The sequence below is a fragment of the Pirellulales bacterium genome (genome assembly GCA_019694435.1).
GTDB lineage: Bacteria > Planctomycetota > Planctomycetia > Pirellulales > JAEUIK01 > JAIBBZ01.
The window spans coordinates 12,589-35,680 of the sequence record JAIBBZ010000045.1 but is presented as its reverse complement, the minus strand read 5'-3'; the positions used below and the strand labels follow the sequence as shown (position 1 = coordinate 35,680).

Here is a 23,092-nt window from a genome sequence, read left to right as displayed (position 1 = left end):
ATCCCCTGAGCTACAGGCGCCGGGGTGTGCTTTTTTGCGGGCGTTGCGGCGGGGGAGCCGCTGGTGGCGCTGTCGTAGCCGTTGGTCGATCTGGGGTCAACCGGCAATCGGCGACGGCAGCACTCTTCGAGGCGGCCTGGTGCCCGTGGGTTCGCCGGTCGCGGGACCCTGCGAAACCGCCCGAGCTGTAAGGCTTTGCCGATTTTTTCGGCCGGTTGCCCACAGGTCGATTTGGACCGCCGTGGGAGGCCGGTGGCCAGGGCCCACAGGGCTTGAAATGGCGTCGGTTTTCGGCACAATGGCTGGATTCTGGAGGTCTAGCAGACTTCGCCCTTAGGGGGCAGGAGTTTGCTACCGCTGGGGTTTGCAGCCCCTGGCCAGCGGCCGGGGTCGAGCGCGGCCGGTCTGTGCGCCGCTCGCCGCAGGATCCTCCTGAATATGGGCCCTCCCGAGCATGGGCCCCCCGAGCACACCGTTCGACTGAGCTTACCGTTCGACTGAGCACACCAGCAGACAAGGATTGCCTCGCGAGGCGCCATATGGCTGAAGTATTGAACGTCAAGAAGCGCGAAAGTTTTGGCAAGCGCCGCACGCGGCGGATGCGCACCGGCGGCAGCATTCCCGCGGTGCTGTACGGCCACGGCGGCGAGACCGTTTCGCTGGCCGTGCCGACCGAACAATTGGCCGCGGCGATCCGTCACGGCAGCCGCCTGGTTGAGCTGCAGGGCGCGGTCGCCGAAAAGGCCCTGATTCGCGAATTGCAATTCGATACGTTCGGCGTCGACGTCTTGCATGTCGACTTTGCCCGCGTGTCGGAGGACGAACGCATCGAGGTCACCGTGGCGATCGAGCTGCGCGGCGAGGCCCCCGGCTTGAAGGACGGCGGCGTCGTTTCGCACCAGCTGCACGAAGTCGAGATCGAATGCCTGGCGGCGGCGATTCCCGACAAACTGTACTTGAGCGTGAATCATCTCGGTCTCAACCAATCGTTGACGATCAAAGACCTGTCGCTGCCGGCCAACGTCAAGGTGCTCGCCGAAGACGACACCGTCGTCGCCGAGTGCCACGAGCCGAAGGCGGTCGTCGAGAGCGAGGCGCCGGCCGAAGGGGCCGAGCCCGAACTGATCGGACGCAAGGCCGAAGACGAGGGAGAGGAAGGCGAGGAGTAGACGGGATTAGCCCAATCGAGCTGGGCCCCGCCCAGTTGGGCTGGGTCGTGGCAGTTGGGGTCGAACCACTGCCTGCCCGCGGCGCGGCCGGCCGGTCTCGACTTGGTGCAGACTCGCCTGCGGGCCGCCACCATGAAGCTCGTCGCAGGTTTGGGCAATCCGGGACGCAAGTACGACGACACGCGGCATAACGTCGGGTTTGCCGTGGCGAACGAACTAGCCAAACGGCATGCCCAAGGAACGCCGAAAGCGGCGTTCAAGGGAGATGCCATCGAGGCGACAATCGCCGGTCAAAAGACCGTGCTGTTGTGGCCCATGACGTTTATGAACAAGAGCGGCGCCAGCGTGGTGCTGGCCCGTGACTTTTACAAACTGACGAACCAGGACGTGCTGATCGTTTGCGACGACTTCAATCTGGCCTTGGGCAAGCTACGCCTGAGGCCCAAGGGGTCGGCCGGCGGTCAAAATGGACTGGACGACGTAATCCGCATGCTGGGTACCGACGAGGTCCCCCGCCTGCGGTTCGGGATCGGACCGGTGCCCCCGCAATGGGAGCACGCGGACTTCGTGCTCGGTAAATTCAACAAGGATGAGAAGCCGGTGCTGGCCGAGATGATCGTCCGGGCCGCCGACGCGGTCGAGTGTTGGATCCGCGACGGCGTCCAAGCCGGCATGACGAAATACAACTGACCCCCTATCGCGACGCGGCCAGAACCACCCCGCACCCACGAACAACCCGAGGAGTTCGACCCTTGCCCGCCCAAGTCTATGAAGGCTTTGTGATCTTCGATTCGAACCGCTACGGCCGCGACCAGGTCGGCGTGTCGAGCCAGATCGAGAAGACGGTCACCAAACTCGGTGGCGAAATGCTCGTCAGCCGGCTCTGGGAAGAGCGGCGCCTGGCGTACCCGATCAAGGGTCAGCGCAAAGGCACCTACTGGCTGAGCTACTTCCGCCTCGACAGCAACCAATTGACCGCGTTGAACCGCGAATTCGAGCTGAACGAGTCGATCCTTCGCTCGTTGGTGTTGAAGGTCGACGCGCGGATCGTCGACGCGCTGGTCGAGCACGCCAAGTCGACGGCTGAACGGCCCCAGCGGACCGAACGCCGCGAGCAACGGGCCGACACCGGCGAGGCGGCCGTCAGCGCCGTGTGAGTCGGACTCGAAACACACCTGCAGTGACCGAGTTGCCCCCTCCCCGAACGACAGTTTGCCTCGGCGGGGGCAATTTGGTAGCCTGCAGAAGCTAGGGAACGCATGTTCACATGTCGTTCCCAGGCCGGCTGCGTCGCGACGACGAAAACCGGCTACGCAGGGCGCCGCACGAGCCCTCAGGGAGATCGAGAAATGGCCGCGAGCTACAACAAGGTGGTGCTGGTCGGCAATGTGACCCGCGACCCGGAGCTGCGCTACACGCCCAACGGCGCAGCGGTCACGGAAATTGGCCTGGCGATCAACGATCGGCGCAAAGGCGCCAACGGCGAGTGGGTCGATGAAACGACGTTCGTCGACGTCACGCTTTGGTCGCGGCAGGCCGAGGTGGCCAATGAATACCTGACCAAGGGGTCGTCGGTGCTGATCGAGGGTCGCTTGAAGCTCGACTCTTGGCAAACACCCGATGGGCAAAAGCGAACCAAGCTGCGCGTCATCGGCGAGCGGATGCAGATGCTCGGCGGCCGCGGCGAACGGTCGGGCGGCGGTGGTGGCCCGCGCGGCGGTAGCGAATCGCAACGCGGCGGCGGCGACAGCTACGACGCCGGCGAACCGGCCGGCGCCTACAACGACGCCCCGCCGGATGATATTCCCTTTTAGTCGGGCACCTGCGCCGGGCCGGCGCAGGGTTGCTCGCGTCGGGCATCCAGCCCGCCACGAATCACAAACCAACCACAATCGAACTACATCTGAAACCTCAGGTCGTCATCATGTCCCAGCCTGCCTCGCCCCGCCGTGCCACGTCGTTCAAGCGCCTGCCCAAGGGAGAGCGCGGCGGCATCCAGTTGCTGCTGATCCAATCGGTCGATCATCTCGGCAAGCAGGGGGACATCGTCGAAGTCAAACGTGGCTACGCGATGAACTACTTGATGCCGCAGGGCCTGGCGACGATCGCCACGGAACACCACAAGCGGATGGTTGACAAGCACAAGGCCAAGCTGCAGGCGATTCAGAACGCTCGGCTCGCGCACCTCCGCGACCAGGCCGAAGAGCTCAGCAAGCAAAGCGTCACGATCGAGGCCAACGCCAACGACGAAGGGCATCTCTACGGTTCGGTGGGCCCGACGGACATCGCGGCTGCGCTCAAGAAGATGGATATCCCGATCACGTCCGACCAGATCCGCCTCGAAGGTCCGCTCAAAGAGTTGGGCCTATACACGGTCAAGGTGCACCTGGCCCAGGAGATCGATGCGGAATTGAAGGTGTGGGTCGTGCCCACGGTCAGCGAAGACGCCGGCTGATCTGCCGTGGAATCCCGGCGCGTTTGCGGCGGTGAACCAAGCTTTGCACCGCCGGGGCCGGCGAAACCTGCCCGCTGGCAACGGCTTAGCGCAAACGATTGAACGAGCCGCAGCCGGCGGTATCATCCACGGTCCGCCGGTTGCCCATCAGTGCCGCAGGTTGCGCACCAAGGCCGCCGGGCCGATTCGAACACGGAGGTTGCCGTCCGATGGCCACGCACGCGCGCGTCGACACTCCCAATCGCACGGTCTCGCCGGACATCTTCACCCGGCAGGTGCCTCACGACCTCGACGCTGAGCGGGCGGTGCTGGGCAGCATGTTGCTCGAGCCTTCGTGTTGCGATGACGTCGTCATGACGCTCAGTTCGCACGATTTCTACGACGAGGCGCACGCAACCCTGTGCCAGCACATCATCGAGCTGCACAACGAGGGGGTGCGGGTCGAAGCGACGCTGCTGATCGACCGCTTGCGGCAGCAGGGGGCGTACGAGCTCGTCGGCGGCGCCGCCGCGATCGCCGAGTTGGTCGGCTCGACGCCGCACGCGGCGCATGCCGTGCACTACGCCAAGATCGTCCGCGAAAAGGCGGCGCTGCGCGAGCTGATTTATGCCAGCAGCGAGAATCTACGCGAAGCCTACGAAGTGCGGTTTACGCCCCGCGAAGTCCTCGACCGCGCCGATGCCCGCATGTCCCGACTGCTCGAAGACCGGGCCGGCGGACGGATCGACAACCTCAAATCGGTGCTGAGCGACGCGCTGGCCCGCATCGACCAGCGCATGAAGAACGCCGGGGGGATCAGCGGCCTCGAAACCGGGTTCGTCGATCTCGATGCCACGCTCGGCGGGCTGCAATCGTCGGAGCTGATCATCCTGGCCGCCCGGCCGAGTATGGGCAAAACGGCGCTGGCGGCCAACATCGCCGAATATGCGTCCGTCGATCTTGGCAAGGTGGTGCTCTTCGTCAGCTTGGAAATGTCGCGGCTCGAACTGGCCGACCGTCTGTTGTGTTCCCGGGCTCGGGTCAACGGTCACAAGCTGCGCAACGGCACGATCTCCATGGATGAGCTGCAGGGCATCATCCGCACCGCGACGCAGATGAACACGGCGCCGCTGTTCATCGACGATACCCCCAGCCGGACGATGACCGAAATTGCCGCCACCGCGCGGAGGCTCAACGGCGACGGCGAAAAGAAGCCCAAGCTCGGCCTCATCGTGATCGACTATCTGCAGCTGATCGAGCCGGACAATGCCGACGAGAACCGCCAGGAGCAGGTGGCCAAGATCGCCCGGCGCCTCAAGGCGCTGGCCCGCGAAATCGACGTCCCGGTGCTGTGCCTGGCCCAGTTGAACCGGCAGGCTGAAGCGACAAAGGACAACCGGCCGCGACTGTCGCACCTGCGTGAAAGCGGTGCCATCGAGCAGGATGCCGACGTCGTGATGTTCGTCCACCGCGAAGAATACTATCACACCCCCGACGAGATCGAGGAACAGCGCCTGGCGGGCAAGTCGCTGGTGATCGTGGCGAAACACCGCAATGGTCCGACCGGCGAGGTCAAATTGACCTGGTTGCAGGATTACACGCGGTTCGAGAATTCGGCGCACGAATACGGCGACGGCAGCTTCTAGCGCTGCCTGCGGGTCGCTAGCACGAATAGGTGCCGGCAACAGGCTGCTGCCGCGCCGCGGCAAACCGCGGGCGCAGGAACCGACCGAATCCGCATTGTTTCCGCGCTGCCTTTTGGGTATCTCTTCCCCGCCAGCCGCCGGGCGCTCGTCGCCCGAGGCTGAACACGTCGGCTTTGCGTTCGTCTGCGCGGCACCGAGAAGTCTCGTCAAACGCCGCGCCGGACGCAGCCAGGTCTCATCGCCTCCGAAATCGCAACAGGGAACTCGTTGCCGATGTTTCGTGGCCGTTTCGGCGACCGCGGAAGACGCTGCGCGAATTGCGCCGCGCCGGCGCTCGCGATTTGCGTAGCGCTGATCGTGCCGCGGATGGCATCCGGGCAGGCGCCGGGCGGCTATCCATCGCTCGAGCAAGTGGCGCCCGGGCGTTCACGTCCGCTGGAAGGCAACTCGGCGGCTCCCTTCGTTCCGAGCACGACCGAAGCGCTCCCCGCGCCGGGCTCGGTGGCGCCACTCCCCGCCCCCGGTACCCCGGCACCCGCCGCCGCCCCGTTCGGTCCGGGCACCGCCATACCGCCCGCCGCCGGGCACACTCCGGCTGCCGTCCCCAAGCAGGGCGAGATCGTGGCCGACGTCCGCGTGGTCGGCCACGATGCCATCAAACTCTCGAAGATCCAGCCGCACATCCACACCCGGGCCGAGCGGCCGTTCGACCCAGAGCTGATTCAGGACGACGTCCGCAGCTTGAACCGTTCGCGGATGTTCATCGACGTGCAGGCGTTGTACGATCGGCGGCCCGACGGCGGCCTGGTCGTCATCTTCAAAGTCGTCGAGCGGCCGACGCTCAAGTACATCAAGTTCCTCGGCCGCGACAAAATCCGCGAAAAGGTGCTGCTCAAGAAGTCAGAGCTCACCGTCGGGACTTCGCTCGATCCGTTCGCGATCGAAGAGGCCCGCCGCCGCATCGAACAGTTCTATCACGACAAGGGCTTCCAGAAGGCCCAGATCACGGTGCGCGAGGGCACGCAGAAAGGCGATCACGGCGCCGTCTTCGAGATCGTCGAAGGTCCGCGGCAAAAGATCGGCGAGATCGGCTTCATCGGCAACACGATCGCCACCGGCGCACGGCTCAAGACACAGATCCAGGCCAAACCGGCGCTCTTGGGCGTGTGGAAGGGCTACTACGACGAGCAGAAGATCACCGCCGACAAGGAAAAGCTGACCGATTATTACCGTAGCCTCGGGTACTTCCGGGCCCAGGTCAGCCCCGAGATCGAGTTCAACGAGGACAGCGACCGGGCCAAGCTGACGTGGGTCATCAACGAGGGCCCGCGCTACCGCATTCGCAACGTGCGCTTTATCGGCAACGAGAAACTCGACACGCAGTTGCTCTCCACCGACCTGGAAGTCCAGCAAGGCGAATTCTTCGATCGCGGGCTGTTGAATCAAGACCTGGCCAAGATTCAGGACGAATACGGCGGGCGCGGCTACATCTTTGCCGACATCCAGGCCGACCCACGGTTTCAGGAAGAACCGGGCACACTCGACCTGGTGTACGTCATTCGCGAAGGGCAGCAGTGGCGCGTCGGCAAGGTGAACGTCCACATCGAGGGCGAGAACCCGCACACGCGCATCTCCACGGCGCTCAATCGCATCGATCTGCGGCCGGGCGACATTGTCGACATCCGCAAGGTCCGCGCCAGCGAGCGCCGGCTGAAAGCCTCGGGCTTGTTCCTCACCGATCCAAGCCGGGGCGAACCGCCGCGCATTTCGTTCACGCCGCCGGAGAACGTCGACCTGGAAACAGGATTGGTGCGCGATCCGCGCGCCCCGCGCGGCAAGTTCCGCGGCCAGAGCCCCGACCCCAACGACAAGCCCCCCGGCGTCATCGATCTGACGCTGACCGGCAAGCTGGTACCGGTGAGCGCGCCGGCTGCTGCGCCGCAGCAAGGATCGGCGGCGCCGGCCGCTTCGCCTCGCACCGCGCCATCGCCAGTCACAACCGCGCCATCGCCTGCGGCAACCGCGCCGCAGGGGGCGGCCGCCATGCCGCGCCCGCACGCTGCGCAGCGTCTGCCGATCAAGGACGGAGTACGCGCGGTGCGGTTCCAATCGCCGATCTACGGCGGTCGCACGATGCCCTTACCGCAAGCCCCGGCGCCGGTGCTGGGTGGAGCCGGCGGCTACAACGCGGCGGCGCCTCCCAGTCAGTACACGGCGCCCTCGGTGCCACCCAGCCCGGGCGTGCCTGGGACGCTGGAGCCGCGCTACGGCTCGACATCGCCGGCGGTGCCCAACGCCGTACCGCAGTCGCCCAGCCCGGCCTTCAGCCAGAATTTCGATCCACCGCCGGCCTTTGCAGCCCCGCCGACCACGCCGGGCGCACAACCGATGCTGGGGCCGGCCCCGCAGCTTTATCCCCAAGGCGGCTACAACTTCCTCAATCAACAGCCGGGCGCTCCTCCGACGATCGATCTCGACACCTATGTCAGCGAGACGCAAACCGGGCGGCTGATGTTCAGCGTCGGCGTGAACTCCGACGCGGGTGCTGTCGGCTCGGTCACCCTCGACGAACAGAACTTCGACTTGATGCGTTGGCCGCGCAGCTTTGAGGAAATTCGCAACGGCACCGCGTTTCGCGGCGCCGGACAGCAGTTCCGCATCGAGGCTGTGCCCGGCACCCAGGTGCAGCGCTACTCGTTCAATTTCCGTGAGCCGTACTTGCTCGACACGGCCGTGAGCTTGGGCCTGAGCGCGTTCATGTATACGCGCCGGTTCCAGGACTGGGACGAACAGCGTCTTGGCGGTCGCGTCTCCTTGGGCTACCAATTCTCGCCCGACTTGTCTGGCACCGTGTACGTCCGCGGCGAGAACGTCAACATCAGCAACATCACCACGCCGGCGCCGCAGGACTTGCTCGACGTCGTGGGCGACAATTCACTGTTCATCGGCGGTGTGAGCCTTGCGCACGACACGCGCGACAGTACATTCATGCCGACCGAAGGCCACTACGTCGAGCTTTCGCTGGAGCAGGGGTTCGGTAGCAACTCGTTTCCCCGTGCCAATGTCGAAGGCCGCCAATACTACTTGCTGCGGCAACGGGCCGACGGTTCGGGCCGACAGACGTTCGGCGTGACTGGCCGAATCGGCTTCACGGGCAGCGACACCCCCATCTTCGAAAACTACTTCGCGGGTGGTTTCACCACGTTGCGCGGCTTCGATTTCCGCGGCGCATCGCCGCGCGAGATGGGCGTTACGGTCGGTGGCGAGTTCCTGGCCCTCGGCTCGGCCGAGTACATGTTTCCACTGACCGCCAACGATATGCTGCGCGGCGTGGTCTTCTGCGACTTCGGTACCGTCGAGCCCGACGTACGATTCGACGCCGACAGCTTCCGCGTCGCGCCGGGCTTTGGTCTGCGCGTCAGCGTACCGGCGCTGGGCCCCGCACCGATTGCGCTCGACTTCGCCGTGCCGGTCATGCATGCCGACGGCGACAATTTGCAGAACTTCAGCTTCTTCGTGGGCTTCGGCCGATAGCCCCGAAGCCGGTCATCGGCCCGTGCTCACCAGTAGTACCCGCGATAGCCGTAGTACGGGGCCGGGGCATAGGTGCGGTAGCCGTACGGGTAGCCCGGGCCATACGTATAACCGTACCATGGGCGATAGTAGCTGTAGTACGGCGCGCCGTACCCGTAGTAGCTGTAATAGCGCGGCCCGTAGTAGTTGCCATACCAGTACGGCCGATAGCCATAGCCGTATCCCCAGCCGATGGGCGCGATGGGGGCGGCTCCGCCGGTCAACATGTCGACCGGAATCCGCTCTGATCGTTCCTCGATCGGGCCGTAATTGCGCTGAATCGCAAACATAACCGGGGCATGGACCCCGCTCGCCGGGGCCGATTTCAGGCCCACGACCGTGGCACGCGGCATTTCGTCGGCCTGGGCCAACGAGCCTGCCGCCACAAACCCCGCGAAGAGCAGGCCGCTCACAATCGCCGGAATCACAAATGTTCGACGCGCACGCATGACCCACCTCCTCACGTTTTTGCGCCGCATTGGCACAATCACACCGGCCACTTCCATCCTAGAAGCCGGCCCAAAACGCAGTCAAGGAAGCGGCGGTGCGCGCAGAGAAAAATGCGCCCGCGGCGGCAACGCCGGGGTTTACCTAACCGGCAAACTACCCACCCGGAAATGCTCATCCAGGGGGCGTTGGAAGGCATCGATCTGGCCGCCCAAAACCTCGGCGACCCGGACAGTTTGTCGGGCGGCGTGCGATTCGAGAATGGCGTAAGCCGCCGCCAGATCGAGCAATCCCTCGCGGCCGCTGGTCTCCGGCAGGCGGCCCCCCTCGATGGCCTGCAGCCAGTCAAATTGGCTGAGCGCGAAGCTATCGGCCAGGCCCAGCGGGAATTCGCGTCGTTGCCGTTCAAGCGGCGCGCGAGTGCGGTAAAGCTCAGCCAGGGAATGGCTCTGGCCATCGTCGGTCGTCACACAGTCGCCGTCCACGCGCCCGCGCGATCCATACCAAACGGTGCCCGAGCCGAGCACGGTCGGTCCGCCATGTCCGCCCCAGCTCGCTGACAATTGCGCGACCGCGCCGGAGCGCGTGGTCGCCGTAGCAAAAAAAGTATCGTCAGCGTCGCAGTCAATCTCAGCCACGACGCGGCCCGCCGCATCGCGCGTCACGCGGCGCGGTTCGAGCACGGCTGTGTTTCCCGTCACGGTCTCGATCTCGCCCGCCACGGCGCGAATCTGATCGAAGAAGTGGACGCCCAGATCGAGGCTGATCCCGCCGCCGGTCGCTAAGCGATGCCGCCACGGCGTTTCGGCGACGATGCGATCGGGCGCCCACCAGGTGCCGATGTAGCCCAGAAGCACCATCTGCAACCGACCGCCGACACCTGCGTCGGCCTGCTCGAACAACCAGCGCAGTTGGCGCGTCGAGGGGGCGTGGCGAAAGTTCTCGAAGACTCCCAGCGTGAGTCCGCGCGCGGCCGCGAACTCGCACATCCACCGGCCCGCCGCCACGGTCACCGCCAGCGGCTTTTGCACGAGCAAGTGCTTGCCCGCGGACAGCGCCGCGTGAGCCACCTGGTGATGCAATTCGTGCGTCGTGAAATCGTTCACCGCGTCGATCGGCGCCGTCGCGATCATCTGGCGGTAGTCGGTGTAGATTTCGACGTCGACTTCGGGCTGGAAATCGCCCAGGTACTCGTCGCCGATAGCCAGCGGGTCGCCGGCGATCTGGCTCACGGCGGGGCGCTGCGCCGCGGAGCCGCCGCGACGCAGATATCCTCGCGCGTCGGCCTCGTTGCGCGCGCACAGCGCCGTAATGCGAAACCCGTCGTAGCCGGCCTCGCGCAGCAGGCGATAGCCCCGCAAATGCGCCGCCAGGATCCGCCCGCAGCCGACAATCCCAATGCGAATCATGACGGCCGCGCTCAGTCGTAGCGAATCAGGCTGAAAGTCCGATGCGGCGCGATCTTGGCCGCGCCACCCAAGCCCGACAGTTCGATGACAAAGGCGCACTCCGCGACGGTGGCGCCCGTCTTTTCGACCAATTGGCAGCAAGCCGCCATCGTGCCGCCGGTCGCCAGCAGGTCGTCGATCAGCAGCACGCGCTGCCCCGCCTTGAGACCGTCGACGTGGACCTCGAGCGTATCGGTGCCGTACTCCAGTTCGTAGTGAAACGCGTGCGTGTCGAAGGGCAATTTGCCCGGCTTGCGGATTGGCACGAAGCCGACGCCGAGCCGCAGCGCCAACGGCGCCGCGAAGATGAATCCCCGGGCCTCGGCCGCCGCGACCGCGTCGATCTGCTGCCCGCGATAGCGCTCGGCGAGCTGATCGATCACGGCCTCAAAGGCCCGTGGCTCGGCCAGCAACGGCGTAATATCGCGAAACAGAATGCCCGGCTTCGGGAAATCGGGAATGGCCCGAATGAACTCGGTGAGCACGACAGACATCACGGCACACTCAACGGCGGAAAGAAAGCGTTGAGTATAGCCGCGGCGTGGGGCGGTGCGAGCCGCCAGCAAGATCGCGGTCTACGGATTCGGACCCTGCAGCGAATAGGCCAGCTTGTGCAGGGCTTCGGTTTCGATCTGGCGCACGCGTTCCCGGGTCAGGCCGAGCGACTCGCCGATTTCCTTGAGCGTCCGGGGCTGCTGATCGTCGAGACCGAACCGCATCCGCAGCACGGTTGCCTCGCGCGGATCCATGGTCTCGAGCAACCGCAGCACCTCGGCCAGCGCATCGGTCTCGACCATTTCCTCTTCGGGATTCTTTGCCCGTTCGTCCATCACCATCTCGCCCAGCGACCAGCCGGCCTCGGCCTGGTCGGTCTGTGGGGTCGAGTTGTAGATGCGGATCGCCTTCTTGATGATCGGCAGCTTTTTGCGCGGCAGGCCCAAGACGCGCGCCACCTCTTCGGGCGTGGGCGTACGACCGAGCTCCTCGGTCAGCCGCGCGCTGGCCCGGCGCCACTTGCTCAACAGCTCGACCATGTAGGCCGGGATGCGAATCGTCTTGGCCGTGTTGATCAGCGCCCGCTTGATCGATTGCTTGATCCAGTAGCTGGCATACGTGCTGAACCGCGTGCCCATCGCCGGGTCGAAACCCTCGACGGCACGCAACAGGCCCAGGTTGCCTTCCTCGATCAGGTCTTGCAGGCCGAGCCCCTTGCCCGTGTAACCGCGGGCAATATTCACGACCAGCCGCAGGTTGGCCCGAACCATGCGGTCCCGGGCCTTCGTGTCGCCCTTGGCAATGGCATCGGCCAGCTCTTGCTCGTCGGCAGCCGAGAGCAGGGCCGTTTCGTTGATCTCGCGCAGGTACGTCTCCAGCGGAGACTGCACAGCGGCCGAGGGGCGTCGACGAGTTGCAGGCATGCGGGGCCGATCCGTGCGCAGAGTGCGAAGTATCTCAAAGCTGGCCCAGTTACTATCGACGCTACGCCAGCGGATTCTGCACCGCTGGCGCCAGCAAAGCGTTTGGGTGGACCGTGCCGGCCGCAACGGTTGTGCCAGCGACTCCGCAACCGGACCGGGGGAGCACACCGCAACTCGGGATCGGGTATTCTGAAAAGCGCGATTGCCTGCGGGACTGTCTGGGGTCCGCGCGGGTGCGAGGCGCCCCGGCCTGCTGCTCTCACCGAGAAACTCGGCCATGCCCGACTTTACGCACGAATCCCCCAGTGCGGGCGACGGCTACACGAATTCCGAAACGCTGCAGGCGGCACAACTCTACCTGGAGCAGCGGCTCGAACGCGGCGAGCCGATTCCCGAACACGGCTGGCAACAGTTCTACGCCGTCTACGAACCGCTGATTCGGCGTTTTGCCGTGCGGTGCCGGGTGCCGGCCGACGAACTGGACGATTGCGTGCAAGAGGCGCTGCAAACGGTGATCGTCGCGCTGCGCGATTTCCGGTACGAGCGCAGCCGCGGGAGCTTTCGCGGGTGGCTGTATTCGCTGGTTCGTTCGCGCGCGACCGATTTGATGCGGCGACGCCTGCGGCGGACCGCCAGGCTCGATCTGGGGGCCCCAACCGAGCAAGTGGCCGGTCCGGCCGCCGAGCCGTCGGCCGAAATCGATCGCCGCTGGCACTCGGCCCTGGTTCAGCAGGTGGTCGAACAACTTCGGGGCGAAGTTTCGCCGCGGAATTTCGAGGTTTTTTACTTGCGGGCCATCGAGGAACGGAGCGTGGCCGAGGTCGCCGAGCGTACCGGCTCGAGCCCCGAAAAAGTTCGCTATCGCCACCACCGCATGGTGCGCAAGTTCCGCGACTTGTTCTTGCTGCTGACGGGCGAAGAGTACCAGCCGCTCTGAGGCTGGGAAAAAATTTTCTCGCCGCGCGCAACGCCGGGCCGTTTCGAGCGTAGAGCCTGACGTCACACCTGCCCGGCGTCCGATGGCTGCGGTCGACCGACCGCCGCATCGATCCCACCTTGAGCGCCCGCTCACCGCGGAGGCCGAGCATCCGCCCACCGAGGAGAGGCACTGCCATGCGGTATTCACGCTCTGGTCTATTTGCGCGCCAAGTTCGCATCACCCACCGACGGACTGCGAGCGCCGCGCGCCGGCGGCGCGGCTTCACGCTCGTCGAACTACTCGTCGTGATTGCCATCCTCGCCATTCTGATGGCGCTATTGATGCCGGCCGTTCAGGCGGCGCGGCAGTCGGCCCGGCGCTCGCAATGCGGCAACAATCTCAAGCAGCTCGGCCTGGCGTTACACCAATACCACACCACGCACGCTTCGTTCCCGCCCAGTTCTACCGGCACGCTGGTCGGACCGTTCGGCGGCGACTACCGCCTCGAGCCTGCGCCGGCGCGGTCGCGCCCCGGCACCCCGTCGGGTCACGTGTTTAGCTGGTACGCCCTGTTGTTGCCGTACGTCGAACAACAAGGGTTGGCGGCGGTCGTCGATTTCCAGCGGCTCACCTGGGACGAAACGGGCTACGACACTGCGCGCCCGCAAGGCAACGTGGCCGCGGCCCAAACGCGAATTGCCTCGCTGCTCTGCCCTTCGATTGGCGAGACATTCAACTCCGACGCGACCGAATACGCACAGGTCGACGTGTGGAGCGGGCCGGCGCTAACGAACTACGTCGGCTTCGGCGCCAGCACCTGGGAAAAGCTGATTGGCGAAACGCCCGACGGCGTGCTGGTGCCGCCGACATTCAAACGGCCACATCCCGTACGGCTCGAAGACATCAAGGACGGCACTTCGAACACGCTCGCATGCACCGAAACGAAAGAGCGCAACTATGCCGCCTGGTTCGATGGCAATACGGCCACGGCAGTCGCGATGCTGCCAGCCAGCGGCGACACGCAGGCCGCCTTGAATCGCTCGGTCTACTTGTCGATGAGCGTACTGAACAGCGGCCCCATGACCGGCTTTCAGCAAGATTGGACCTGGGGTCCAAGCAGCGAGCACGAGGCCGGCGCCAATCATCTGATGGCCGACGGCAGCGTGCGATTCATCGCCGACCAGGTCGATAGCACCACCTATCGCGGGCTGGCCACGCGGGCCGGCAAAGAAGTGTTGGGCTCCTACTGAGCGACGCGGCAAGAAAAACACAGCCCCCGGCGCGGCGGTCGAGCCGTCCGGGGGCTGTTGTGTTCAAACGCCCACACCGCGGGGCAATTACGATGCGTCGCCGCCCGGCTGGATCAGCGGACCCGAGCCGCCGCCGACGCCGCCCTTGAGCGGAGTGCTCGAAGTCGGCCGGCTGGGGGCCTGCTTCTCGGGCTCCTTCTGATCGATGTCGTCCTGGGTCCATTCGACCCGCTTCCGCGACAAGCCGATCTTGCGCTCGTCGGTATCGACACGAAGAATCTTCACCTCGATGTCGTCGCCAACCTTCACGACGTCTTCCGGATTCTCGACCTTGTGGTCGGCCAATTCCGAGATGTGCAGCAAACCCTCGAGCCCGTCTTCGAGCCCGACGAACACGCCGAAATTGGTCAGCTTGGTCACCTTGCCGTGGACGATCTGGCCCGGCTGGTAACGGCTGGGGATATCGGTGCTCCAGGGGTCGTTCGAGAGCTGCTTCAGGCCCAAGGCGATGCGGCGGCGCTCCTGATCGACCGAGAGCACCCGGCATTCGACCTCGGCGCCCTTTTCGAGCATTTCGCTGGGGTGGCTGATCTTGCGGGTCCATGACATGTCGCTGACATGCAACAGACCGTCGATGCCTTCTTCGATTTCGATGAAGGCGCCATAGTTGGTCAGGTTGCGGACGCGGCCCTTGACCAACGTACCCGGCGGGTAGCGATCGGCCACCTTGTCCCAAGGATTGGCCTGAGTCTGCTTCATGCCGAGCGAGATCTCCTGCTTCTCCTTGTTGATGCCCAGCACGACGACTTCGATTTCGTCATCGATGTGCACCAGTTCGTTCGGATGGTTGATCCGCTTGGTCCACGACATTTCGGAGATGTGCACCAGGCCTTCGATGCCTTCCTCGAGCTTGACGAAGGCGCCATAGCTCATCACGTTCGTGACGGTGCCCTTGACGATGCTGCCCACGGGATACTTGCTCTCGACATTGTCCCAGGGGCTGGGCATCCGCTGCTTGAGACCCAAGGCGATCTTTTCGCGCTCGCGGTCGATATGCAGGACCATGACCTCGATTTCCTGGTCGATGGCGACCATTTCCGAGGGATGCCCGATGCGGCCCCAGCTCATGTCGGTGATGTGCAGCAGGCCGTCGATGCCGCCCAGATCGACGAACGCACCGAAGTCGGCGATGTTCTTGACCACGCCGCGGCGCACCTGGCCGACTTCGAGCGTCGACATGAGCTGCGCCTTTTTCTCGGCACGCTCGGTCTCGATCAGCGCACGCCGGCTGACGACGATGTTGCGCCGGGCCTCGTCGATCTTGAGCACCAGGCACTGGATCGTGCGGCCGATGTAATCGCCGATGTCGTGCGGCCGGCGGATATCGACCTGGCTGGCGGGCAGGAAGACGTTGACGCCGATGTCGACCAACAAGCCGCCCTTGATCTTCCGCGTGACGTTGCCGGTGACGATGTCGTTCTCGTGCACCGTCTCCATCACCTTGAGCCAGGCCTCGATCTTCTCGGCCTTGCGCTTGCTCAGGGCGATCATGCCGCCGACGTCGTCGCTATCGCCGAAGTGGTCCTCGACGTCCTCGATCAACACCTTGATCGTCTGGCCGGGGACCGGCGGTTCGTCCTCGGGCCCCCATTCGTTGAGCGGAATGACGCCTTCGCTCTTGTAACCGACGTCGACCAGAACATTGTCGCCCTCGATCCGCAGGATCTTGCCTTCGACGATCTGGTTGATGGAGATGTCCTGACCGCTCCAACCCAGTTCACCTGGATCGGTGGTCTCGACGGCGCCGCCCAGCGCGTCGCTCCATTCGTCCTCGGTGATGTCGAAACTGCGGATGAGATTGCGATTGACCATGTGTGTGCGTGTGACTTTCTGGCCGCCAGAGCAAGCTGCGGCCGCCTGCCCGATTTCCCAGGTCGCTCGACCCGGACGGGCAAAGAGGGTTCGAGGCATCCGCCCCTGCCGGTCGTCCCACAACGGAGGACCTGCGTAACAGGCGCGAGAACCCGGGTTTATAGCAAATCGCCCGGGGCGCCTCAAATGCTCACCGGCAAGCAAGCGAGGCGATCGGTCCGCCCACTGAGAAGGCAAAGAGCGAATCACAACATGGGATAAATAGAGAAATCAGGATGCCACAGGCTGTACATGGCAATAGAATCGCAAACTATTCAACACAAATGACTTACATACAACCACTTGACCTTTCAATCGGTGTGATACAATTGATTGAAACAGACGTTTGAATGCTGGCGCTGGCTGCCCCCACTCATGGCCGAAGACACACGTGCTCGACTTCTCGATGCGGCCGGCGAGGTCTTTGCGGCTCACGGCTACGAGGTGGCCACGATTCGCGACATCTGTCAGCGGGCAGGGGCGAATCTGGCCGCGGTGAACTACCACTTCGGCGACAAGCACCGCCTGTATGTCGAGGCAGTCCGGCAGGCTTACTGCCTGCGATCCGAACAGTTCCCGTTGCCGGAACAGCAACCCGGCGTGACGTCCGTCGAACGATTGCGGCGATACGTGCGGATGTTTCTCGAACGGCTGTTGCTCGAAGAACGCCGCCACTGGCACAAGGAGTTGATCCTCCGCGAGCTGGCTCGACCGACCGACGCGTGTGCCGAAGTGGTCCGCGATTTCATCCGCCCGATGGCCAGCCTGCTCGAAGAGATCTTGTTGGAATGTTCCCTCGGTTTGTCGCACGAGCGGCTGTGGCTGGTGGGCTTCAGCGTCGTGGGGCAGTGCCTGTTCTATTACGTGCAGCAACCCATCGCCGAACAACTCTACGGCCAGGACGCCTATCGCGAACTGTCGATTGAGAAGCTGGCCAACCACATTGCCGATTTCACGCTGGCCGCGCTGGGCCTGGCGCCGCCACTCCGGCAACAGTTGCTTGCCGAGGTCCGCGCATGAACTGGATTGCCTGGCAAATGTTGGTGGGCGATCGGGCGAAGTACTGGGGGACGATCTTCGGCGTCGCCTTCGGCACGCTGTTGATTGCACAGCAGACTTCGATCTTCATCGGACTGATGCGCCGCACTGCCAGCCAGATCATCGACGTGCGCGAGGCCAGCGTGTGGGTCATGGACCCCAACGTCGAAAATTCCGACGAAGTGCGGCCCCTGTCGAGCAGCGACCTGTACCGCATCCGTGGCGTGCCGGGCGTGGCCTGGGCCGTGAACTTCTATAAGGGTCAGGCCCGCGCCAAGATCGCCGACGGCCGATTCCGGCAGGTGATGCTGATGGGCGTCGACGACGCCACGCTCGTCGGGGCGCCGGCCAAGATGCTGCTGGGCAACCTGGCCGACTTGCGCCGGCCTGACGCCGTGGTGGTCGATAAGGCCGGTTATCAATACCTCTGGCCGGGTGAAACGCCCACGCTGGGCAAGAGCCTGGAGATGAACGACCGTCGCGCCGTAGTGGTGGGCATCTGCGAGGCTTCGCCGCCCTTCATGACGTTTCCGATCGTCTATGCGCGCTTCACGCAGGCGGTCGAATACGTCGCGCGGGAACGCAACCGATTGTCTTTCGTGCTCGTCGAGCCACAGCCCGGACACACGCCCGCGGAAGTGGCCCGGCGGATCACGGCCCAGACCGGCCTGTTGGGCCAGACGCAGGACGAGTTCTTCTGGCGAACGATCGGCTATTACCTGCGTTCGACCGGCATTCCGGTCAACTTCGGGATCACGATCACGCTGGGTTTCCTGGTGGGCACAGCGATTGCCGGCCAGACGTTTTATTTGTTCACGATCGAAAACCTGAAGCAATTCGGCGCGCTGAAAGCGATGGGCCTGTCCAACGCGCGGCTGGTGCTGATGGTGCTGTTGCAGGCCATGATCGTCGGGGCCCTGGGATATGGAATTGGCATCGGCCTGGCGGCGTTGTTCTTCGAGGCGACGCGCGACGTGACCCATCTGGCCGGCTTCTACTTGCCCTGGCAGGTCGTCGCGGGGGCCGCGGCGGCCGTGTTGATCATTGTCGTCGTATCCGCGCTGGTCAGCATTCGCAGAGTGCTCGTCCTCGAGCCGGCCATCGTCTTTCGAGGCTGACGCGCCCGCGAATTTGAACCCACACCATGGTCGATCGACTACCAACTGCTGCCCCCCCGAGAATCGACACCACGACGGTGGCCGTCGCATGTCGCGGTTTGACCAAGGAGTTCGACTCGGGCGAATCGAAGGTTCGCGCGGTGAGCGAGGTGGACGTCGACGTTTATGCCGGCGAGTTGACGCTGCTGGTTGGGCCCAGCGGTTGCGGCAAGACCACGTTGATCTCGCTCGTGGCCGGATTGCTCGAGCCGACCAACGGCGCGATCAGCTTATTCGGCGTCGACCAGTCCGAATTGAGCAATCGACAGCGGCTGCGTTATCGCGCGGCCAACATCGGCTTTGTGTTTCAGCAATACAACCTGCTGCCGGCGTTGTCGGCCACGGACAACGTCGCGGTGCCGCTGCTGATTGGACACCGCGATCGCAATCAGGCCCGGCAGATCGCCGCGGGCATGCTCGACCAGGTCGAACTCACCGACCGCGCGCACGCGCGGCCGAATCAGCTTTCCGGCGGCCAGCAGCAGCGCGTCGCCATCGCCCGGGCGCTGGTGCACGAGCCGCGGCTGCTGGTTTGCGACGAGCCGACCGCGGCACTCGATGCCCACTCGGGCCAGACCATCATGGAACTCTTGCGCCGCGTGGCGGTGCAATCGGATCGCGCGGTGATCGTCGTCACGCATGACAGCCGGGTGTTTTCCTACGGCGACCGCATCATCGAAATGGCCGACGGCCGCGTCGTCCGTGTCGAAGCCAAGTCCGCTGCCGCTGCAAAGGTTTGACATATGGGACTGCCTCGCAACTTCTTCCTGCCGCTCTTGGCCGTCGGATCGCTGGGGCTGATGGGGTATCACGTGTCGCGCACGCACGTCAGCCGCCCACAGCTCGCGCCTCCGGCCCCGCCACCCCGGTCTCCCTTTGCCGACGTCGTCGCCGGCTCGGGCCTGGTCGAGGCCCGTACCGAAAACATCCATGTCGCCTCGCCCCTGCCGGGCACCGTGGCCGAGGTGCCGGTCAAGGTTGGCGAGCGCGTCCGCGCAGGGCAGCTCCTGTTCCGGCTCGACGACCGGCAGATGCGTGCCGAGCTGGCAGTGCGCCAGGCCCAACGCGAATCGGCCGCCGCGTCCCTGGCGCGGCTCGAACAAATGCCGCGCGCGGAAGAGATTGCCCCCAGCGAGGCGCGCGTCGGCCGCGCGGCCGCCGAGCTTAAGGCACAAGAAGACCTGCTCGCGCGGCGCTCGAAGCTGTTTGCCAACAAGACGATTTCGGAAGAGGAATTGATCCAATCGCGCCAGGCGGTGGCCGCTGCGCGCGAGGCCCTGGCGCAGGCCGAGGCCGAAGATCATCTGCTCAAAGCCGGGGCCTGGGAACGCGACCTGGTCGTAGCACGCGCCGAGGTGGCCAAGACCGAAACGGCGATCGGCCAGATCCAGACCGAACTCCAGCGACTCGAAGTCTGCGCACCGGTCGATGGCGACGTGCTCAAAGTCGACGTACGGCCCGGCGAGTTTGTCGGCACCCCGCCGGGCCAGCCGCTCGTCGTGTTGGGCGATCTGAGCCGTTTGCACGTCCGGGTCGAGATCGACGAACAAGACATCCCCCGATTCCGGCCGGGCATGCCGGGCAAGGCCGTGGTACGCGGCGGCGACGGCAAGCCGATTCCCCTGGAGTTCGTCCGCGTCGAACCGTATGTCGAGCCGAAAATCGCTCTCACGGGCGACCCCGGCGAGCGCGTCGACACCCGGGTCTTGCAGGCGATCTACGCGATGGCTCCGAGTACGCAAGGCTGCTACGTCGGCCAGCAGATCGACGTGTTTCTCGAAGTCGCCCCCGCGGCCCAGGACAGCTCGAGCCAGCCGGCTGCGCCCCGTCCCGCTGCGACAACAGCCGACGCGGGCGAAGCTGCCTTGCGCTGATCGCGCCTTTGTCAGACGCGCGTCACAGCATTCGGCACCAGGCAACAGTTCACCGTGGCAGTGGCGCAGTCGACTGGCGCATTTCGCTATAGGCCGTGCCGAACAGTGCATCGCCTTCGCCCGTGGCGTCGGCAAAGCCTTGACCCGGCGCGGGCGCGCCGGCGACGCGCGTGCGAATCGACAATTCAGTCTCGAGCGACGACGTCACACCGTTTCCGCGGAAATTGCCGGTGATCGCCGCCGCTAGTTCGGGTAGAGCCGAGGTGGCGAGCGCCACGTGTCCGTCGGCCACGGCCAGGCCGTGACTGGGATCGTATCCGCGCCAGCCGGCACCAGGCAGGTAGACCTCGGCCCAGGCGTGGAGGTGCCGGTCCATGCGCCGCGCATCGCCTTCCTGGTAGCCGCTGACAAACCGCGCTGCCAGGCCGGCATGGCGGCAGACGTCGATAAACAGCATCGCCGTGTCGCGGCAGGCGCCGCGCCGCAGGGCCAGCGTCTCGACCGCCTGGTGAGACGGCCCCTCGAGCCGAATTACCGGTTCGATGGCGTCGTAGATCCAACCCGCCAATCCCAGTAAGAACAAGGGCGTCTCCTGGTTGACGCGACGCGCGAGCTGAAAGCTCAATTGGGCCACGGGGTCGGCCAGGCATTGCGGCCGCAGGTATGGCGCGAGCAGTTCGCGCTCGGCCGCGGTGTAGAGCGTGGCCAAGTGCATCGCCCGCGGCTCCAACAGGTAGTCGAACGGGTTGGTTCGCAGCGTTTCGACGACGGACATCGACGTGACCGTCAAGGCGGCATTCGTGCCGTCGAACCAGACGCGTTCGACGGTGCTGCCGTCGTGTTCCAGGCAGGTACAGACGCCGGCGGGCCGCGGCTCGATCCACAAGCGATAGCGCAGCAGGCGCTGGCCCCCCTCGCTGCGCGGCTGGAGCCGGAGCGTCAGCGGTTCACAAAACACCGGCGCACTGTAGCTGTAGCGCGTCGTGTGCTTGATGTGGAAGAGCATGCCGATCCTCATGAAGGGCGCTCAACCGGAGCGCGGCGGGGTCAGGGGAATCGTGCCGTGCCGGACTCCTGGGCGCAGTTGACCCAGCAATTTTTCGGTCCAGCCCGAGGGAAGCTCATTGAGCGAAGCCCGCAGCCTTTCCTGCCACCACGATGAGCTCTCGCCCATTTCCGCCTTGTCGTAGCGGCACTGAATCATTTGCCGGCTGCCGGAGTCGTAAATCACCGTGTCGAGCGGGAAATCGACCGTAGCGCTGGAAATCCGGGTCGAATCGAAGGCCAGTGCGCCGACCTTGAGCGCGAATTCGAGCGAGTCGCTGTACTTCAATGTGCGATCGAGAATCGGTTTGCCGTAGCCCGTCTCGCCGATGATGCAATATGGCGTGCCCGGCCCGACTTCGACCCAATTGCCTTGCGGGTAGAGCAGGTACAGCTTGGGCTCCTTGTCGTGTTCGAGCTGGCCGCCGACCAGGGCGTAAAAGTTGAACATCAGGTTGGCCGCCTCGAGCGCGGGGCGGTCTTCGGCCGCGACGCGCCGCGTCTGCTCGGCCAAGGCATTGAGCGCCTTGTAAAGCCGGTCGTAAGTCGTCTCGCTATTCTCGAGCTCTTCCTCGAAATAGGTCAGCGCCTTGTCACGCACGCTACGCAGACCGCTCGTGAGCAGGAATAGATCGTGCCCCGCGTGGTGCAAGACCGTCAGCTTGCGGGCCGTAATGCACTCGGACCCCGTCGTGATCCGCGTATCGGCGATGCCGACGAGCCCATCTTCGACCTTCATGGCCACGCAGAACGTCATCTAGGCTCCCCGCCCGGCAAAGTGATTCACCGCTTCGAGCGGCTGCACGGCGAAGAACGCATCGTGCACCGCACCGCCCACGCCGTTGAGCCGCGTTTGAAAGTGATCGATAAACTCGTGCAGTCCGCGGTCGATGATCTCTTCCACCTGGGCAAAGTCGAGTTCGGCGCGCAATTGGCCGAGCCGGCGCTGGGCCGCGTTGCGGTAGGAACCGATCGGGCCGCCGGCCACCCGCGCCAGGGATTGTTCGGCCTGGATCAGGCAATAGCGCATCGCGCGGGGAAAATCGCCGTCGAGCACGAGAAAATCGACGACGTGCTCGCTGGCGATCCGGCCCCAGCGCTTGCGGTACATCTCCAAGGCGCCGGTCGATTTGAGCAGCGCCGACCATTGCACAACGTCGAGCGTGGTGCCGACGTCCTGCACCGCCGGCAGCAGGATGTAGTATTTGACGTCGAGGATGCGCGAGGTCTTGTCGGCGCGTTCGAGATAGCGACCCAACTGGGCAAAATGCCAGGCCTCGCCGCGCGACATCGTCGCGTCCTCGATGCCGACGATCAACTGGGCGCGCCGCTTGATCTGCTGAAACAGCTCGTACGACGCCTCGGTCGGCTGCTGCCCGCCCGAATCGCGGACGAACCAATAGAACTTGTTGAGCTCTTCGAACACGGGCGTCGGGATGATCTCGCGAATCGCCCGGGCATTCTCGCGGGCGTAACGCAGGCACGAGAGGATCGAGTTGGGGTTCGTCGTGTCATACGTGAGAAAATGCACCACGCTGCCCTGCGTGGCGGTGCCATAGCGGGAGCGGAACTCTTCCTGATCGCCGGTGGTGAACACCAGCGGCTCCCACTGCTCGTGCACGCTGCCGGCCAAGTCGAGAGTCAATTGCAAATTGACTTCGACAAAACGTGCCACGTCCTCGGCCCGTTCCAGGTATCGGGCCATCCAATAAACACAACTCGCCACTCGACTGAGCATACAGATACGCCGCCTAGCGCCAGAAG

General features: G+C 64.8%; 21 protein-coding genes. 13 read left to right on the top strand and 8 right to left on the bottom strand.

Annotated elements, in window-relative coordinates; all coding sequences use genetic code 11:
• The first annotated feature begins 539 nt into the window (after positions 1-539).
• The 7 genes from K1X74_21455 to K1X74_21425 all read left to right on the top strand — a co-directional run bounded on the left by K1X74_21455 (position 540) and on the right by K1X74_21425 (position 8,783).
• On the top strand, positions 540-1,169 hold the full coding sequence (locus K1X74_21455) for a 50S ribosomal protein L25 (protein ID MBX7168918.1): 630 nt from the start codon (positions 540-542) through the stop codon (positions 1,167-1,169).
• Between the two features lie 132 nt (positions 1,170-1,301).
• A complete protein-coding gene (gene pth, locus K1X74_21450; GenBank protein MBX7168917.1) occupies positions 1,302-1,859 on the top strand; it encodes an aminoacyl-tRNA hydrolase in 558 nt (185 codons plus the stop codon).
• 62 nt (positions 1,860-1,921) lie between these two features.
• Positions 1,922-2,326 carry a 30S ribosomal protein S6 gene (gene rpsF, locus K1X74_21445; GenBank protein ID MBX7168916.1) on the top strand — a complete coding sequence of 135 codons (405 nt, stop codon included), beginning with the start codon at positions 1,922-1,924 and terminating at the stop codon, positions 2,324-2,326.
• Positions 2,327-2,518: 192 nt separating this feature from the next.
• Positions 2,519-2,983, top strand: a complete 465-nt coding sequence (gene ssb / locus K1X74_21440) for a single-stranded DNA-binding protein (protein MBX7168915.1) — start codon at positions 2,519-2,521, stop codon at positions 2,981-2,983.
• 110 nt (positions 2,984-3,093) lie between these two features.
• A complete protein-coding gene (gene rplI, locus K1X74_21435; GenBank protein ID MBX7168914.1) occupies positions 3,094-3,624 on the top strand; it encodes a 50S ribosomal protein L9 in 531 nt (176 codons plus the stop codon).
• A gap of 209 nt (positions 3,625-3,833) precedes the next feature.
• Entirely contained in the window at positions 3,834-5,249 is a 1,416-nt protein-coding gene (dnaB, locus tag K1X74_21430; GenBank protein MBX7168913.1) for a replicative DNA helicase, read from the top strand.
• Positions 5,250-5,522: 273 nt separating this feature from the next.
• A complete protein-coding gene (locus tag K1X74_21425; protein MBX7168912.1) occupies positions 5,523-8,783 on the top strand; it encodes a BamA/TamA family outer membrane protein in 3,261 nt (1,086 codons plus the stop codon).
• A gap of 26 nt (positions 8,784-8,809) precedes the next feature.
• Here K1X74_21425 and K1X74_21420 read toward each other — a convergent pair whose 3' ends face one another.
• The 4 genes from K1X74_21420 to K1X74_21405 form a co-directional block, all read right to left on the bottom strand.
• Positions 8,810-9,271, bottom strand: coding sequence for a hypothetical protein (locus K1X74_21420; protein MBX7168911.1), 462 nt, complete (start codon positions 9,269-9,271; stop codon positions 8,810-8,812).
• Positions 9,272-9,409: 138 nt separating this feature from the next.
• On the bottom strand, positions 9,410-10,678 hold the full coding sequence (locus K1X74_21415) for a Gfo/Idh/MocA family oxidoreductase (GenBank protein ID MBX7168910.1): 1,269 nt from the start codon (positions 10,676-10,678) through the stop codon (positions 9,410-9,412).
• 11 nt (positions 10,679-10,689) lie between these two features.
• On the bottom strand, positions 10,690-11,211 hold the full coding sequence (locus K1X74_21410; protein ID MBX7168909.1) for an adenine phosphoribosyltransferase: 522 nt from the start codon (positions 11,209-11,211) through the stop codon (positions 10,690-10,692).
• An 81-nt stretch (positions 11,212-11,292) separates the two neighbouring features.
• Positions 11,293-12,135 carry an RNA polymerase sigma factor RpoD/SigA gene (locus K1X74_21405; protein ID MBX7168908.1) on the bottom strand — a complete coding sequence of 281 codons (843 nt, stop codon included), beginning with the start codon at positions 12,133-12,135 and terminating at the stop codon, positions 11,293-11,295.
• Positions 12,136-12,412: 277 nt separating this feature from the next.
• Here K1X74_21405 and K1X74_21400 point away from each other — a divergent pair, with 277 nt between their 5' ends.
• Complete coding sequence (locus K1X74_21400; GenBank protein MBX7168907.1) at positions 12,413-13,072, top strand: sigma-70 family RNA polymerase sigma factor; 660 nt, start codon at positions 12,413-12,415, stop codon at positions 13,070-13,072.
• A 176-nt stretch (positions 13,073-13,248) separates the two neighbouring features.
• On the top strand, positions 13,249-14,304 hold the full coding sequence (locus K1X74_21395; GenBank protein ID MBX7168906.1) for a DUF1559 domain-containing protein: 1,056 nt from the start codon (positions 13,249-13,251) through the stop codon (positions 14,302-14,304).
• Positions 14,305-14,391: 87 nt separating this feature from the next.
• On the opposite strand, the gene K1X74_21390 is transcribed toward K1X74_21395, so the two are convergent.
• On the bottom strand, positions 14,392-16,176 hold the full coding sequence (locus K1X74_21390) for a 30S ribosomal protein S1 (protein MBX7168905.1): 1,785 nt from the start codon (positions 16,174-16,176) through the stop codon (positions 14,392-14,394).
• Positions 16,177-16,590: 414 nt separating this feature from the next.
• On the opposite strand from K1X74_21390, the gene K1X74_21385 reads away from it, so the two are divergent.
• The 4 genes from K1X74_21385 to K1X74_21370 are packed head-to-tail and all read left to right on the top strand — an operon-like array spanning position 16,591 to position 20,284.
• Positions 16,591-17,235 carry a CerR family C-terminal domain-containing protein gene (locus K1X74_21385; GenBank protein ID MBX7168904.1) on the top strand — a complete coding sequence of 215 codons (645 nt, stop codon included), beginning with the start codon at positions 16,591-16,593 and terminating at the stop codon, positions 17,233-17,235.
• On the top strand, positions 17,232-18,371 hold the full coding sequence (locus K1X74_21380) for an ABC transporter permease (protein ID MBX7168903.1): 1,140 nt from the start codon (positions 17,232-17,234) through the stop codon (positions 18,369-18,371). Before K1X74_21385 ends, K1X74_21380 begins: the two co-directional genes overlap by 4 nt.
• Before the next feature lie 26 nt (positions 18,372-18,397).
• The gene (locus K1X74_21375; protein ID MBX7168902.1) at positions 18,398-19,150 is read left to right on the top strand and encodes an ABC transporter ATP-binding protein; all 753 of its coding nucleotides are present in this window, start codon (positions 18,398-18,400) and stop codon (positions 19,148-19,150) included.
• A gap of 3 nt (positions 19,151-19,153) precedes the next feature.
• The gene (locus tag K1X74_21370; GenBank protein MBX7168901.1) at positions 19,154-20,284 is read left to right on the top strand and encodes an HlyD family efflux transporter periplasmic adaptor subunit; all 1,131 of its coding nucleotides are present in this window, start codon (positions 19,154-19,156) and stop codon (positions 20,282-20,284) included.
• Positions 20,285-20,333: 49 nt separating this feature from the next.
• Here the strand turns inward: K1X74_21370 and K1X74_21365 are convergent, their stop codons facing one another.
• The 3 genes from K1X74_21365 to K1X74_21355 are packed head-to-tail and all read right to left on the bottom strand — an operon-like array spanning position 20,334 to position 23,066.
• On the bottom strand, positions 20,334-21,302 hold the full coding sequence (locus tag K1X74_21365) for a transglutaminase family protein (protein ID MBX7168900.1): 969 nt from the start codon (positions 21,300-21,302) through the stop codon (positions 20,334-20,336).
• Between the two features lie 9 nt (positions 21,303-21,311).
• The gene (locus K1X74_21360; protein MBX7168899.1) at positions 21,312-22,085 is read right to left on the bottom strand and encodes a proteasome-type protease; all 774 of its coding nucleotides are present in this window, start codon (positions 22,083-22,085) and stop codon (positions 21,312-21,314) included.
• Positions 22,086-23,066 (bottom strand): alpha-E domain-containing protein, encoded by a 981-nt coding sequence (locus K1X74_21355; GenBank protein ID MBX7168898.1) that lies wholly within the window; start codon positions 23,064-23,066, stop codon positions 22,086-22,088.
• Between the last annotated feature and the right edge of the window lie 26 nt (positions 23,067-23,092).